We start from the raw sequence: 14,331 nt of genomic DNA, 5'->3' as shown, positions 1-14,331 counted from the left end.
GAAAAGACTTAAAAACAAAGAATAATTATGAGCATAATAAAAAACATCTTTCAAAACTTCCGCAAACCCAAGAATAGCTTTATGGGCAGGTGCATTGTGAAAATGATGAACCAAGGGCATAACCGGATTTCTCTTTGGTGCATTGACAACTTCGTAAAACTTTCCGGTGGCGAAACGGTGCTCGATATCGGTTGTGGCGGTGGGCAAAACGTAGCTAATTTCATCAAACGAACTCATGGATTAGTTTGCGGCATGGATTATTCACCCACGTGCGTGGACATTGCGAGTCGCAAGAACAAGGCGGCTATCAGTCAGGGACGAGCATCTATAGTAGAGGCGAATGTTTCAAACATTCCTTTTGACGATAACCGCTTCGATATTGTAACCGCTTTCGAAACTATCTACTTTTGGAATGATATAGTGGAAAACTTCAAGGAAGTATTGCGTGTATTGAAACCCGAAGGAAGGTTCTACATCTGCAACGAGGCATGCAGCGAGGAAGGCAATGAAAAGTGGGTGAGGAATATCGACCTGCGCATTTACTCACCCATAGAAATACAAAGAATGCTGGAACAAGCGGGATTTATAAATGTGACCTACGACATCTCGCCGGAGAGCCAATCGCAACGAATATGCGTGCAAGCGACAAAACAACCGATGATGAAACCAATAGACAGATGAGCATCAATAAATATACCCCGATACATCGGGTTCTGACTACCTATCCGCAGTTGATTCATCGACTGGTGAAACGAGACAGTCGTTATGTTTCTTTAATCAATCCTGTATCAACTTGTACGTTGGGGCATTGCACTACTATTGAGAGCATTGCCTTTACAGTAGGAGACGATATGGAGACTCTTCTCACATACCTCAAAGGAGAAATGGAACGAGAAGATATACAGTTCAAATATTGAAAATTACTACTAATAACTGCCCGAAAGGGCACAAAACAATATCGATTTATGCTTATACTTTATAACAAAGCAGCCCGCAAAAATCTTTCCAAGCCGAAGGAAGCTGCCAAATGGTATCCCGTGCTACGTTCTACGGGTATGTTGAAAGAACGTGAAGTGCCCAAACTCATTGCTGACAAAACGACACTCAACCCCAAAGAGGCGATCGCCAGAATAGAGTTTAAGGATGTTGAGGTACTTACACAAAAAGTAACCGAAGGAAACTCTTCAGGTACAACTCCTATAGTCGTTTCCACGCCGGAAGCTCCCGATCCCAGCATTTAAGGAGAAACCAACAATCATATAAATAAACAATGAAACAGAAAGTACTATTTTCTCTATTGATACTGATGCTCATGAGCATCAGTGTATCCGCCCAAACAGGTGGGGGGCGGATTGCGGGCGTGGTCATCGACAACACTGACGAAGATCCACTGCCCGGAGCAACCCTCTTTATTGAGGAACTGAAAAAGGGCGATGTAACCAACAAATATGGCGAGTTCTCTTTTTCAGACATTCCTTTCGGTACTTATACATTCACCGTGAAGTTTATGGGCTATCAAACAGCAGTCCAAAAAGTAACCGTAAGTAAAGAGAATGTAAAGAAAACTATTATCCGCCTGAAAGCCGAAGTCAAATCGCTGGACGAAGTGGTGGTGATGGGCAAAAGTGAAGCCCGCAAGATTCGGGAGCAAGCCATGCCGGTAACGGTTTACAGTATGAGCCAGTTACAAGGTACAGTAAATAGCGTAGAAGATATTCTGACTAAGACCGTAGGCGTAACCATTCGTTCGCAGGGAGCAGTAGGCAGTGCCTCGCGTATCTCTGTTCGCGGCTTGGAAGGCAAGCGTATTGGATTCTTTATAGACGAAGTACCGATGAACGATAATTCCGATTTCATCGACATCAACGATATACCCATCGACATGATTGACCGCATTGAAATATATAAAGGTGTGGTTCCAGCCAAGTTCGGTGGATCTGCCGTGGGGGGTGCTGTAAATATCGTGATTAAAGAGTATCCACCTCGTTACTTGGATGCTTCGTATTCGTTCGGTAGCTTCAATACACATAAAGCAAGTAGCGTCTTCAAGCGGAATCTGGTCAAACAAGGAATAGAGTTGGGGGCAGCGTTGTTATACACCCATTCTGATAATGACTATCGTATGGAATTGCCTCAGAACAAAGGTAAGTTCATAAAACGCGACCATGACAAATTCAACCAATCGGGGGGAGGGATATCGATGAAAGCCCGTAAATGGTGGTTCGATCAGATGGAGTTTGAACTTGAATTTATCCGAAACAGCAAGCAGATACAAGGCGTGGTAGAGAACATACGCTCTGCCGAAAGTAGTGCCGGAGCTTACAACTTCGCCATTGATTTACAGAAAGACAATTTCCTACTCAATGGACTTGACTTCAGTAGCGGCACGGGCTATGCCTATTCTCAATACAACTTTGTGGATACAGCTAGGCTTCGCTACGACTGGGATATGAATCCTTATCCGCCTGTTTCGGCTTACGGAGGAGAAATAGGAGTTTTACCCTCTGACATGAAAATGCGTAAGCATACCGTGGGAAATAAGACCAATCTCAATTACATCATCAATGACCGGCACTCCATCAACCTCAACTCATTATTCAAATGGGCATTGGGGAAGCCCTCCGATCCGTTGTTGGATAAAGCGGTGGGGCGACAGATAAACTTCGACTCACACATGACGAGCTGGGTATTAGGCTTGGGTTACGACTATAAATCCCCCAATGACAAATTCCTCAACTCGCTGACGGGTAAGTATTATTACTATTCCATGAATACGAAAATAGGAGATGTTTGGAATTCCGTACCCAAAGAAGTGGATATGCAGCAGCACGATTGGGGTGTAAGTGAAGCCTTGCGCTACCGCTTCACCAAAGAGTTGTTGGGGAAAGCCTCCGTAAGCTATGATGTACGACTACCGACAGATGCCGAACTCATTGGCGACGGCTTCCTTATTGCTCCTTCGGGCGACTTGAAACCCGAAAGAGGAACTAACGCTAACATCGGATTGATGTACGATAAAAAGATTGGTTCCGGATTGTTGCAGGTGGAGGTAAACGGATTCTTCTCTTACCTGCAAGATATGATACGCTATACGCGCAACTTCGTGCAGGGCAGATACACTAATTTCGGTGAGATGCGTACCTTCGGTGTAGAGGCAGAAGTCAAAGCAGATGTTACACGCTGGCTTTACGGATATGTAAATGCCACGTTTCAAGACCTTCGCGATACACGTAAGTACGAACCAACGAGTAACGTTCTCAATCCGTCGAAGGGATTGCGTATGCCTAATATTCCCTATTTCTTAGCAAATGCGGGGGTAGAGTTTCACAAAGAGAATCTCTTCGGAGGGAAAGGTCAGAATGTAAGACTATTTACCGATGCTTCATTCGTAGAAGAGTATTTCTTCGATTTCGAAGTAAGTCAATATCAAGAGAAACGCATTCCGCGCTCTTTCAAGCTCGACTTGGGATTAGAATACTCCATCATGAACGGTGGGCTTACCTTCTCGGCAAAAGCATCCAACCTTACGAATGCCCGCCTGTTCAGCGAGTTTAATTACCCGCTTCCCGGCAGAGCCTTTACCGCACGTATCAGGTACGTGCTGAAATAAAGCTAATCACAATTCAATATATTATTCAACAATAAAATAAAAAGTAAAATGAAAAAGAGAATCAACGGAGTATTACTCCTCCTAATGAGTATCACTATGCTGTTTTCAGCTTGTAGCAAAGACCCGGAAACGAAACCAATCACGACCGATCCGGAAGTAAAAGTTGGCGATATACTTGTTTACACCATGCTTATGAATCCCGGTGGACAGACCGGGTCAGGTTGGATGCAGTTAGCAGATGGAGTGTCTCCCAAGAAACTGACAAACAAAAATGCCGTGCAAGTCGGTTACGGAATGATGCCAGTGTGCAACGGTAATGATGTGTACACTTTTCCTGCGTTCGGAGCACAAGGTGATGAAAATGTAGTAACAAAATGGGGGCGTTCGGGAACTAAACTCACCAAAACGGCAACCATGCCTATTCCCCTTAATTCTGTTCCAAGACACATCTCTTTTGTTAATGCAACAAAAGCCTATCTGATATCACTTATCGGCAAGTTATTTATATTCAACCCTCAAACGATGGAACTAACTGGTGAGATTGATCTGTCCTCTTACGCTGCACCGGGATTGGCCGTACCGATGTTTGGATCTCCGTTTGTGCATAATGGACGTTTGTATGTAACACTGAATCAGACAGACATGACATTCCAACCGGCTACCGAACCTCAGATAGAACTCGCGGTAATCAACACTCAAACGGACAAGGTGGAGCGTGTCATCTATGAAAAGGCGAGTGGTATCGGTATCGGGGCTTATACCTATGGGCAACAAACCTTTATCGATGAAAAAGGCGATATGTATCTGATGTGCACGGGCGCATACGGCATGAATCCTAAGTACAAGACCGGTATCTTGCGCATCAAGAAAGGCGAAACCGAATTTGACCCTACCTATAATTGGGTGTTGAACGATCAAACAATCGAAGGCGAATCGGGCAAAACCGTTTGGCTGCTTCAATCACAATACGCCGGCAACGGAAAAATGTATGCCACGATGGATATTCCTTCTTATTGGGCAAACCCAACATCTCCCAACTGGTTCACGGATAAATCGCTCATCAGTGTAGAGATGGATATTTACAATAAAACGGTAAAAAAACTTCCGATACCGATGACGTCAAGCTTTGGAGGAGCAGTGGAGAAATACAAGAATCTTATCGTGTTTGCTATTAATGGCAGAAATGATGTGGGCTTTTATACGCATAATCCTGCAACCGGCGAAACAAGCTCGGATGCCGTAGTAAAGGTAGATGGAGCTCCTGCATATTTCCATTGGTTTGAAAACTAAGTAATAATCAATCACTCAGAAGAGGCAAAGGTGAGAGTTGAATTATCGGCCTTTCCTTTGCTCTCATTTTTTAGCCCAAACATTTATTAATCTTGTTTCTCCATTCAGAAATGGCTATTCAAGGGTTTCAATATCACACACAATAAATAAAATTTCGTATGCCAATAAACGATTTCATTCAATTTCACTTCGGTTGGCTCAATGCATGGATACCTTCGTTTGCATTGGTGCTGATACAACTTTTGTATATGATTCTTTACCGAGAAGGTGGCAAACGTGCCGTAGATACATCTTGGTATACCTCTAAGGACAAGCGGTACGCCACTTTAAGCTTTGTGTTTCAGGGAACATTGCTTTTGGTGTCGCTCTTTGTCCCTCTCCGCATAGGTACACCGCTATTCACGGTGGGGTGCGTCTTGTTTGCCTTTGCACTTGTCGGATTTATGGCAGCCTTTCATGCTTATGCCTCTACGCCTAAAGGAGAAACTGTCGTACGAGGCGTTTACCGCCTGTCGCGCAATCCGATGTACTTCTTCTATGAAGTGGGAGCATTGGCGGTTTGCATTGCCTCGGCATCGTTGTGGTTGCTGCCTGCCACAATTCCTTTGATCCTCGTCACGCATGGCGTTATCTTGGGTGAAGAGCGATACTGCATGACCACTTATGGGGAAGACTATGCGCGGTACAAAGCGAGAACTCCCAGATACTTCTTACTCAAATAGCAACCTTATGAACAATCTCTCTCAAATACTCAATTCCGCCACGATGGGGCAGCCCCGTCGCTTGCGTCCGCTGATAGGCTGGACGGTTGCGGAGTACTTTTTTCGTGGCGCACCGTATGGGGCAATGCTGCTCGTGGTGTGGGAGGTATTCAAACCTCTGCAAAATCCCGGCACACCGCTCAACCTCGTGAACATAGGTTGGGCGTGCCTAATGCTCCTAATTTCTCTCGTTTGCCTTTGGCTCATTAGCAAAAAGGCATACCTTGTAGCCTATAAAGACGGCTACGACATTTGTTGCGATGGTCGTTTGGAAGTGGTCAATCACCTGCGCCAACTGCCGATGAGTTTCTTCAATAGTCGTGATCCCGGCGACATCGGGGCATACATTGTCAGCGACTATAACAACGTGGAGATGCTCACTACTCACCTTATCGGTCAGTTCTTTGGCGGGCTGGCGATGCCCATCGTCGCTTTGGTTTCGCTCTCATTCTTCAACTGGCAATTAGCTTTGGCGGCAGCAGCTGTCATTCCATTGGCATACCCCATGATGTGGCTCACCAATCACTTTGTGGCAACCTTGGGCAAGAGGCATCAAAAAATAAAGACCAATGCCGCTTCGCGCATGATCGAGTATATACAAGGTATCCGCCTGATTAAGGCTTTCAACCTGAGCGGCAATAAGTTTGAACGCTTGGAACGAGCTTTCCGTGATCTAAAGCGGGAGAGCATCCGTTTGGAAGCGGCTCCCGCACCCAGCATCACGCTGGCTTCCACTCTGCTCAATGGCGGCCTGGTTCTTATTATGCTACTTGGCTTCTCGATGTTGTTAAATGCCAAAGTCTCCATGCCCGTTTACATCATGTTCCTGCTGGCAGGATCGGCTATCTATGCCCCACTCATCAACGCCTTGACCTTTATCGCCCTCATCAACTACATGAAGCTGGGAGCCGAACGCATTGATGCTCTTTGCAAAACGCCCGTACTTCCGGAGGGTATAATAGAAGATGTTGTCAACTCAGAGATAGAGTTCCGTCACGTCAGCTTCAGCTATAATGCCGATATTCCCGTACTTCGGGATGTATCGCTTACCATTCCCGAAAAGGAACTGACCGCTTTTGTGGGACCATCGGGTTCGGGCAAAACGACATTGACACGACTCATTGCCCGTTTCTGGGATGTAAGCGAGGGGGAAATCCTATTTGGCGGACGAAACATCAAAGACTACACCGTGCATACACTGATGCAACAAGTTTCCATCGTCTTTCAGGATGTGTATCTCTTCAACGATACCATTTATAACAACATCCGCGTGGGACGTGAGACAGCTACCCGCGAAGAGATAGAAGTTGCCGCACGCAAGGCGCAATGCCACAACTTCATCACCGCTATGCCTGATGGCTACGAAACGATGGTGGGTGAAGGAGGTAGCACACTATCCGGTGGAGAGAAACAGCGTATCTCTATTGCCCGTGCCATTTTGAAAGATGCGCCCATCGTGTTGCTTGACGAGGCAACCGCTTCGCTCGATCCCGAAAACGAGGTTCACATCCAAGATGCTATCAACGACTTGGTGAAAGAAAAGACTGTAGTCATCATCGCTCATCGCTTGGGCACGGTGATAGGTGCCAATAATATTGTAGTGATAGACCAAGGACGGGTGGTGCAGCAAGGCAAGCATCAAGCTCTTTTGGCAGAGGAAGGACTGTATCGCAATCTTTGGGAGGAACAACAACGGGTAAAAGGATGGAAGTTCAAACAATCGAATAAACAGTAAGGCTATGGATACAAATAAACGCAAGACCGGGCTGGCACGGTTGATAGAAATAGCCGGCACTAAACGTCGGCTGCTCATCGGGGCGATGTTGTTGGCAGTTATCACCGCCATCGTGCAGTTTGTGCCGATCATAGCGGTGTACAATATTCTCATCGAGTTGGCAGAGCATGCGCTTGATCCCTCATTAATTGACAAGGCATACATCTGGCTGTGGAGCTATATCGCCTTGGGAGCTTTCTTCGCTTTCGGAGTGCTCACGTTTGCTTCCCTCATGCTCTCGCACATTGCCGCTTTCAACATTCTGTATGAAATACGAATGCAGCTAGTACAAAAAATGGTTCGTTTGCCCTTGGGGTTCTTTTCCCGCCGGGCTTCGGGAGAACTGAAGAAAATAATGAGCGACGACGTGGAGCGCATCGAACTGTTTATTGCCCACCATATCCCTGACATCGTAACTGCCCTACTTTTTCCGCTGATTCTCGTCAGCTATATGTTTGCCGTAGACTGGCGGTTGGCTATCGTAGTATTGGCTGTGCTGGCGATGGCATTCTATGTGATGGGAAGAATGTACACCGGCAAAAAAATCCGGGAGGTTTCCAAACGGTATGTGGAGACCTTAGGCAGAATGAATGCTAGTATTGTGGAATATATTCGCGGTATTCAGGTGGTGAAGACCTTCACCGAATCGACTAATGCCTATCGCAAACTCAATGACGACATCAAGGAGTACCGCAAATTTGCCAACGAGGTAAACGTACAATACCAACCCACATATGTAGGTTTCCTTACCATACTCTCTTCGGCACTGCTCTTCATCATTCCCGTGGCAGTGTGGCTGTTTGTGGGGAGTGCCTCGTATGCCACTTTCGTGCCGGTGCTACTCATGTTCCTGTTTTTCGGCGTGGCTGTTTTCTTTCCCGTGCTTAAACTCTTGTGGATAGGCAGCTTTCTGAATCAGAACAACATGGGTGTACAGAAGATTGATGACATTCTCTATATGGACGAAATCGAAGAGCCTGACATTCCCCGACACCCCAAAGACGCTTCAGTGGAATTTCGCAACGTCTCTTTTGCCTACGACACCACGCCGATACTCAAAGCGATATCTTTCATCTCCCATCCCGGTACGATAACTGCATTAGTCGGTCCTTCGGGAGCCGGTAAAAGTACCGTTGCTATGCTTGCCGCCCGCTTTTGGGACGTTCAAAGCGGAGAAATCTTAATAGGAGGAGTGCCAGTCAAAGAGATTCCCACTTCGGTGTTGATGGACAACGTCGCTTTTGTCTTTCAGGATAATATGCTCTTCTTCGATACCATCGAGGAGAATATCCGTATGGGTAACAAGACTGCAACCTTTGAGGAAGTGGCACGGGCTGCCTGTGCCGCTCAATGCCATGAGTTTATAGAATCCTTGCCCAATGGTTATCAGACATTGGTAGGCGAAGGAGGCATCTACCTCTCTGGTGGTGAAGCACAACGCATAGCCTTGGCTCGCGCCATATTAAAAGACTCCCCTATTATCTTGCTGGACGAAGCCACCGCCTTTGCCGACCCCGAAAACGAAGGTAAGATTCTGGCAGCATTCTCTCATCTCATCAAAGGAAAGACGGTATTGGTCATCGCTCACCGATTGTCTACAATCACCAATGCCGACCGAATTCTGTATGTAGATAAGGGTGTGATAGCCGAGCAGGGAACACATGAGCAGCTACTTGCTCTTAAAGGAGAATACGCTCGTATGTGGGAAACCTACAACCGAGCAAAGAGGTGGACGATTGGTGGAAAAAATAACCGTAAATTATAAATACAACAAAATATAACCGGTATGAAAAAACTCATTCAAACCGCTGGCTACGGGAGAATTGTATCAACGCAATCCTCAGCAAAGCAACGCAATTTATCAATATGTAAATGTATTAATTATGAAAGACTTATCAGATTTGAGATTTTTCCGACTATTATCGGAACACTCACAGAAAGAGTTTGCCGTAAATGATTTTACGGCCGCATTGCAAGAACTTGCCAATCACTTAGTAAGTATTGCTATAAAGGAACAGGACTACGCTGTATTATTACGTTACTTCTCTTTTGGACTAAACAGGCTCAAGTCGTATCGAGTACAATTTGAGCAGGGGGAAAAACGCCTTGTCATTGCTTATTGATGAAGCGATAGGACTTGTAAATACGGAAATCCGCATACTCAATATGCAAATTAAATATCCGGTTCAATTCCAAAACCGGAAGAATAAACTTCCACTCTCGCCGCTCTACCTTACAGACGAAACCTATCTTATTGAGATTATGGAGATAGTTAGTGGATTGTTCCTATCTAAAAGAGTGGTAACGCGCAGTGGTACAGAAGCACCACTTACAGAAATCGGAAGAGCCTTTGAATACCTTTTCAATATTAAATTGGGCGATGTGCATAAGAAGCATGAAAGTGTCGTTAGTCGTAAACCATCAAAAATAACCGAATTTTTAGATACGCTTCGTAAAGCCATTAATGAAGAAAGCAAAAAGAAAGGCTATCTATAAATCAACTATTTAACAACTATTTATAGGGGTGTACCAGTGGTACACCCCTAACTTATTTTCATCCATTTGCCGAACTTTGCTTCATCAATCGATTGAAACCAATAATGTTAAACTTAAAAATGAAGCAAAATGTATATAGACAACGAAAACTTCGACAAGTGGATGGAACGGCTATCAAAAAAGCTCTCCGAAATCGGACAAGACCTAAAATCCCTTATCAATACCGACAAGATATTAGATCCTAGCGACAAGATATTGGATAATCAGGATTTAGCTTTCCTGCTGAAAGTATCTTTCCGAACCCTGCAACGCTATCGGGCAAGTGGCAAACTTCCTTACTTTATGATAAGTCATAAAACCTATTATCGTGCTGCTGATATTCGGGTATTTATTCAAGAAAATGCCGACTGTAAAACATACGAACGGTTCAAAAAGGAAAACCAACTCGATAAGCAAACTGAGGCAAACCAAGGTGGGTAATATTACCGCCTGATGAAAAGCTATCGCTCCCCATTTAGCAGAAACGGCCTCACCTTGTGGCTCGGCTCGTTTCGCTAAATGAAGCAAGAGGGAACTGGACAAGTCCTGTTCTTCCTTCTTGCCCTGCGGGGCAAAGCCTTCGGCTTTAGCGGTTTAAGTGAAACCGCTGTAATGACACCTGTAATAATCAATTTTAGTTTATTGCTTATTATCAGGTGATTAATAGAGCGAATTTCTATAAAATTGTAATTACTCATGCAAAATAACAGCAGGAAAACCATATTCACCACCGTTTCCATAGACAAGGAAACGGGCGGCTTAGTAGAAAAGATATGTAAACACTATTCGCTGAAAAAGGCGGAAGTAGTGAAACTGGCTTTTCGGTATATCGACAAGGCAAATATCAATCCCGCCGATGCCCCCGAATCGGTCAAAGCCGAACTTGCCAAAATCAACAAACGGCAGGATGCTATTATACGTTTTATCCGTAACTACGAGGAAAAGGAACTTAACCCGATGATACGGGCGACCAATTCGATAGCCGTCCGCTTCGATAGTATTGTGAAAGCATTGGAAACACTTGTTCTTTCGCAGTTGGAGAAGAACCAAGAGAAACACAATGCCGTGCTGCAAAGAATCAGTGACAAATTCGGCGAACATGCCGACGTGATAAACAGTCAGGGTAAACATATCGGCGCGTTAAAAGAGACGCAGAAAAAAGACAATGCAAAACTTTTGAAGTTGATTAGCCTTTATGCGGAGTTGGCAGCTTGCGGAGTGATGGACGGCAAGCGCAAAGAGAGCCTGAAAGCCGAGATAACGAACCTGATAAACGAATAGCAAACAATGAACATCGATTTCCCGCCACCGTCCAACGGAGTGTATAACAATGCAGGCAGCAGCCGACAGTTAGCCAACTATTGCGAGCATGAAGATTTGCAACGGATGGAGCAGGGAATCTATACCGAAGGCTTTTTCAACCTTACGGATGATAATGTCTATAAATCCCATGTGATTAAAGACATTGACGGGAATATCGGGCAACTCTTAAAGACTGATGCCAAGTTTTACGCCGTTCACGTCAGCCCGTCCGAAAAGGAACTGCAAGCGATGGGAAGCACGGAACAGGAACAAGCCGAAGCCATGAAGCGGTATATCCGCGAAGTGTTCATTCCCGAATATGCCAAGAATTTCAATAAAGGATTATCAGCCGAAAACATCAAATTTTACGGCAAAATCCATTTCGACCGAAACTGTTCCGACAACCGTCTGAATATACACTGCCATTTGATTGTGAGCCGTAAAGACCAATCGAACAAAGTCAAGATAAGCCCGCTTACCAATCATCGAAACACCCAAAAAGGCGTTATTACAGGCGGTTTTGACCGTATCGCCTTATTTGAGAACGTGGAGAAAGGTTTTGATAATCTATTCGGTTATAATCGGCAACTACCCGAAACTTTTGAATACTGCAACACTATGAAGAACGGCACTGTCACGGATAAACTATGGATGCAGGAACGGGAACTGAAAGCCCCCGAACAAGATTTTGCTGGTGAAAAGAAAAAAATTGTCTATGTTCAAACAGATGAAAATATAAAAACACAAATAAATAAAAATGTAAAAACGTTTTCAAATATTCCAACCAATACGCAAACAGATGAAAGCGGTTTATCTTCTTTATTTTCCATACTTCCATCGGCTGCGGATGTCAATCCAATGGATGAGCAACAACCGCTGAAACCCAAGAAAAAGAAGAAACGGAGACCAAGATTAAGCTGATAAAATATTAGATTTATATTGTGCCAAAAGTTATTTCCCGTCCAACTTCGGTTATTTCCCGCTCATGGCTTCCCTGCCCGTTTTGGAGGGCGGAAGCCCCGCGAGAATAACCGATTGTCCGAGAATAACTTTTGCCAGTTTAACGGCGGCATAGCCGCTTTTATTAATACAGTTTATTTTTGATACTAAAATCTAAAGATGCAAATATATATTGTGTACAACAGTTCTATGGCTGAAACAATTATAATAAGTAACGACAATATGGTGACCTGACCATATTTCTTTTCTGCTTTATTTAAATGCTCAGATAAATTTACTTCAAACATACCGTATGACTGCTTGCGAGCGATTTCTTTCATAAAATGCTCAATATAAATCAGCATTGAAAGAGAACAAAATGGCAACAACAATATCAGACTATTAAATTCTTTATTTATCTGACATAAAGCAAAATATCCTGTAATAAAAATTGTATTGAACATGAACAACTTATCATGCAACCTATCGAAATATTTTAACACATATCTTTTGGAATCGTATTCCAATTGTTCTATTTTACGTGAAAGGCGTTCCAAAGACTTCTCCGCTTCTTCGATTATTTTATCTCCATCAAGATTATCCATATTATTCATTATATCTTAGAATTATCGTTTATTATCGGCATATCTATTGTTTTGGTTAAACCCTCTAAAGGCTTTCGGGAGCTTTCTTCTTCGTAAATAAGAGATGAAAGATAGATTAATGCAGACCTCGTAAGTTTCAGAATTTTAAATGCTTTATCATAAAAATCAAGCCTTTCAATTTCATATGTTTCCGGTGATTCGTTCCAACAAATATTTTTCCCTTCAACAATTTTAAATGATTTATGCTCCATAAAATTTCTCATTATCGCTATTTCCTTCGCTTCCGGTTCTATTGGTGAATCTACTCCTTCGTCCAAATCCTTGCTCAACCAAAATAAGCCCTGCAAAGCCAAATTTTGAGAGGTAAACATTTCCTCATTTATCGGATTATTCCTATTTCCTCTTTTATGCCATATATTTCTAAAAGAAACTCGATTTTTATCAATTCCCAAGTTTAAATATATATTCATAAGATAGGCTATCTTATCAAAAATAGAATAGCAAACGCGAAAGGATATTTTTATTTTTTCAATGGAAATGGCATAGACCGGACAATCAAAAGCAGTATAAAGGACAACATCTCTGTCTGAATAATGAGGTTTGTCAGTATTTACGCCTTCATAGAACAGAAACCTTGCTGAAACAAATTCCTGCTTCATTTGATTATACATCGATTGGCATATTGGTTTTTCTTCTCTTTTCAAGACCATTGTTGGAGTATGCAGAATATCGTGTGCAACAACATTTTGGGCTATAACATCATTTAGTGGATTTAGAAATAATACATTATCAATGCACCACTGTCTATAGTCAATTTCATCCGTTGATAATCCATGAAAGAAATCGTCATATTGCTTGAAATCATTCAAGTCTTTTAATGGATACCTTGTGGCAATGTGTTCCGCCAAACTATTAAACCCTGAACGGGCTTCTTCGTAAACATCTTTTTTATCACATGCTTCCAGTAAATGCTTTCGGGCATATTGCAAAAATATAAATTGATGTACCCCGTCAAAAACTTCCCTTGCATATCGGTATAATCCAAAACCCTTATTCCCCAAAGCCATGCCAAAATTGGGATTTATCAAAAGTGCTTTATTGAAATAGTCCTGCGCTTCTGAGAAACGCCCGATATGGTCAAAAGCACATCCCAGATTAGTTAGGATTTGACAAACATTAATATCTTCTCTTTTGCCAATGAGTTGCAAAGCACAACGTAAATGATATACTTGTTTTTCAAACTCTTTGGAACTAATGGGAACTTCGTAAGAGTTTAGATATTTTAGTTGTAATACATAACTCCAACCATTTGCCAAAAAATAATGAAATGTACTTTTTTGCTCATCATTGAAACGCTGCAAATCCACGTCCACAGATAGATTTAAACCGTTTTTTATAGATACAAGGTCATTTATACTTCTGGATTTCTCAAAAATATTGGCAAAATTATTTAGTATCTCATTAGGCGAATATGTATTTATATTAGTAGGGGTTATATTCATGTTTATTTGTAGA

At 43.1% G+C, this 14,331-nt stretch carries 15 protein-coding genes; 13 read left to right on the top strand and 2 right to left on the bottom strand.

Going from position 1 to position 14,331, the window contains the following annotated elements; translation table 11 throughout:
• Positions 1-27 precede the first annotated feature (27 nt).
• The 13 genes from HMPREF1536_RS22320 to HMPREF1536_RS22260 all read left to right on the top strand — a co-directional run bounded on the left by HMPREF1536_RS22320 (position 28) and on the right by HMPREF1536_RS22260 (position 12,193).
• Positions 28-681 (top strand): class I SAM-dependent methyltransferase, encoded by a 654-nt coding sequence (locus HMPREF1536_RS22320; RefSeq protein ID WP_005868409.1) that lies wholly within the window; start codon positions 28-30, stop codon positions 679-681.
• A complete protein-coding gene (locus HMPREF1536_RS22315; RefSeq protein WP_008778327.1) occupies positions 633-917 on the top strand; it encodes a DUF1858 domain-containing protein in 285 nt (94 codons plus the stop codon). The genes HMPREF1536_RS22320 and HMPREF1536_RS22315 overlap by 49 nt, the downstream gene beginning before the upstream one ends.
• A 48-nt stretch (positions 918-965) precedes the next feature.
• Positions 966-1,241: a hypothetical protein gene (locus HMPREF1536_RS22310; RefSeq protein ID WP_005868413.1), complete on the top strand. Its 276-nt coding sequence runs from the start codon at positions 966-968 to the stop codon at positions 1,239-1,241.
• 29 nt (positions 1,242-1,270) lie between these two features.
• Positions 1,271-3,610, top strand: coding sequence for a TonB-dependent receptor (locus HMPREF1536_RS22305; protein WP_005868415.1), 2,340 nt, complete (start codon positions 1,271-1,273; stop codon positions 3,608-3,610).
• Between the two features lie 48 nt (positions 3,611-3,658).
• Positions 3,659-4,900, top strand: a complete 1,242-nt coding sequence (locus HMPREF1536_RS22300) for a YncE family protein (RefSeq protein WP_013611617.1) — start codon at positions 3,659-3,661, stop codon at positions 4,898-4,900.
• A gap of 158 nt (positions 4,901-5,058) precedes the next feature.
• The gene (locus tag HMPREF1536_RS22295) at positions 5,059-5,622 is read left to right on the top strand and encodes a methyltransferase family protein (RefSeq protein WP_005868419.1); all 564 of its coding nucleotides are present in this window, start codon (positions 5,059-5,061) and stop codon (positions 5,620-5,622) included.
• Entirely contained in the window at positions 5,576-7,396 is a 1,821-nt protein-coding gene (locus HMPREF1536_RS22290; protein ID WP_309296717.1) for an ABC transporter ATP-binding protein, read from the top strand. The genes HMPREF1536_RS22295 and HMPREF1536_RS22290 overlap by 47 nt, the downstream gene beginning before the upstream one ends.
• A 4-nt stretch (positions 7,397-7,400) precedes the next feature.
• The gene (locus HMPREF1536_RS22285; protein ID WP_005868423.1) at positions 7,401-9,200 is read left to right on the top strand and encodes an ABC transporter ATP-binding protein; all 1,800 of its coding nucleotides are present in this window, start codon (positions 7,401-7,403) and stop codon (positions 9,198-9,200) included.
• Between the two features lie 118 nt (positions 9,201-9,318).
• On the top strand, positions 9,319-9,558 hold the full coding sequence (locus HMPREF1536_RS22280) for a hypothetical protein (RefSeq protein ID WP_002560578.1): 240 nt from the start codon (positions 9,319-9,321) through the stop codon (positions 9,556-9,558).
• A complete protein-coding gene (locus HMPREF1536_RS22275) occupies positions 9,548-9,931 on the top strand; it encodes an RteC domain-containing protein (protein ID WP_008778329.1) in 384 nt (127 codons plus the stop codon). Before HMPREF1536_RS22280 ends, HMPREF1536_RS22275 begins: the two co-directional genes overlap by 11 nt.
• A 129-nt stretch (positions 9,932-10,060) precedes the next feature.
• Entirely contained in the window at positions 10,061-10,411 is a 351-nt protein-coding gene (locus tag HMPREF1536_RS22270) for a helix-turn-helix domain-containing protein (protein WP_005868427.1), read from the top strand.
• A gap of 255 nt (positions 10,412-10,666) precedes the next feature.
• The gene (locus tag HMPREF1536_RS22265) at positions 10,667-11,251 is read left to right on the top strand and encodes a BfmA/BtgA family mobilization protein (RefSeq protein ID WP_028728133.1); all 585 of its coding nucleotides are present in this window, start codon (positions 10,667-10,669) and stop codon (positions 11,249-11,251) included.
• A gap of 6 nt (positions 11,252-11,257) precedes the next feature.
• Positions 11,258-12,193: a DUF5712 family protein gene (locus tag HMPREF1536_RS22260; protein WP_005868432.1), complete on the top strand. Its 936-nt coding sequence runs from the start codon at positions 11,258-11,260 to the stop codon at positions 12,191-12,193.
• Positions 12,194-12,378: 185 nt separating this feature from the next.
• Here HMPREF1536_RS22260 and HMPREF1536_RS22255 read toward each other — a convergent pair whose 3' ends face one another.
• On the bottom strand, positions 12,379-12,816 hold the full coding sequence (locus tag HMPREF1536_RS22255) for a hypothetical protein (protein WP_223382230.1): 438 nt from the start codon (positions 12,814-12,816) through the stop codon (positions 12,379-12,381).
• An 8-nt stretch (positions 12,817-12,824) separates the two neighbouring features.
• Positions 12,825-14,318, bottom strand: coding sequence for an LA2681 family HEPN domain-containing protein (locus HMPREF1536_RS22250; RefSeq protein WP_005868436.1), 1,494 nt, complete (start codon positions 14,316-14,318; stop codon positions 12,825-12,827).
• Positions 14,319-14,331 lie beyond the last annotated feature (13 nt).

Source organism: Parabacteroides gordonii MS-1 = DSM 23371, from assembly GCF_000969825.1.
Classification (GTDB): Bacteria; Bacteroidota; Bacteroidia; order Bacteroidales; family Tannerellaceae; genus Parabacteroides; species Parabacteroides gordonii.
This window is presented reverse-complemented; position numbering and strand designations above follow the sequence as displayed.

Bases quoted from the DNA above. Each gene is read 5' to 3' on its own strand.
- HMPREF1536_RS22320 (WP_005868409.1), top strand. From the start codon at position 28: ATGAGCATAATAAAAAACATCTTTCAAAACTTCCGCAAACCCAAGAAT.
- HMPREF1536_RS22315 (WP_008778327.1), top strand. From the start codon at position 633: ATGCGTGCAAGCGACAAAACAACCGATGATGAAACCAATAGACAGATG.
- HMPREF1536_RS22310 (WP_005868413.1), top strand. From the start codon at position 966: ATGCTTATACTTTATAACAAAGCAGCCCGCAAAAATCTTTCCAAGCCG.
- HMPREF1536_RS22305 (WP_005868415.1), top strand. From the start codon at position 1,271: ATGAAACAGAAAGTACTATTTTCTCTATTGATACTGATGCTCATGAGC.
- HMPREF1536_RS22300 (WP_013611617.1), top strand. From the start codon at position 3,659: ATGAAAAAGAGAATCAACGGAGTATTACTCCTCCTAATGAGTATCACT.
- HMPREF1536_RS22295 (WP_005868419.1), top strand. From the start codon at position 5,059: ATGCCAATAAACGATTTCATTCAATTTCACTTCGGTTGGCTCAATGCA.
- HMPREF1536_RS22290 (WP_309296717.1), top strand. From the start codon at position 5,576: ATGCGCGGTACAAAGCGAGAACTCCCAGATACTTCTTACTCAAATAGC.
- HMPREF1536_RS22285 (WP_005868423.1), top strand. From the start codon at position 7,401: ATGGATACAAATAAACGCAAGACCGGGCTGGCACGGTTGATAGAAATA.
- HMPREF1536_RS22280 (WP_002560578.1), top strand. From the start codon at position 9,319: ATGAAAGACTTATCAGATTTGAGATTTTTCCGACTATTATCGGAACAC.
- HMPREF1536_RS22270 (WP_005868427.1), top strand. From the start codon at position 10,061: ATGTATATAGACAACGAAAACTTCGACAAGTGGATGGAACGGCTATCA.
- HMPREF1536_RS22265 (WP_028728133.1), top strand. From the start codon at position 10,667: ATGCAAAATAACAGCAGGAAAACCATATTCACCACCGTTTCCATAGAC.
- HMPREF1536_RS22260 (WP_005868432.1), top strand. From the start codon at position 11,258: ATGAACATCGATTTCCCGCCACCGTCCAACGGAGTGTATAACAATGCA.
- HMPREF1536_RS22255 (WP_223382230.1), bottom strand. From the start codon at position 12,816: ATGGATAATCTTGATGGAGATAAAATAATCGAAGAAGCGGAGAAGTCT.
- HMPREF1536_RS22250 (WP_005868436.1), bottom strand. From the start codon at position 14,318: ATGAATATAACCCCTACTAATATAAATACATATTCGCCTAATGAGATA.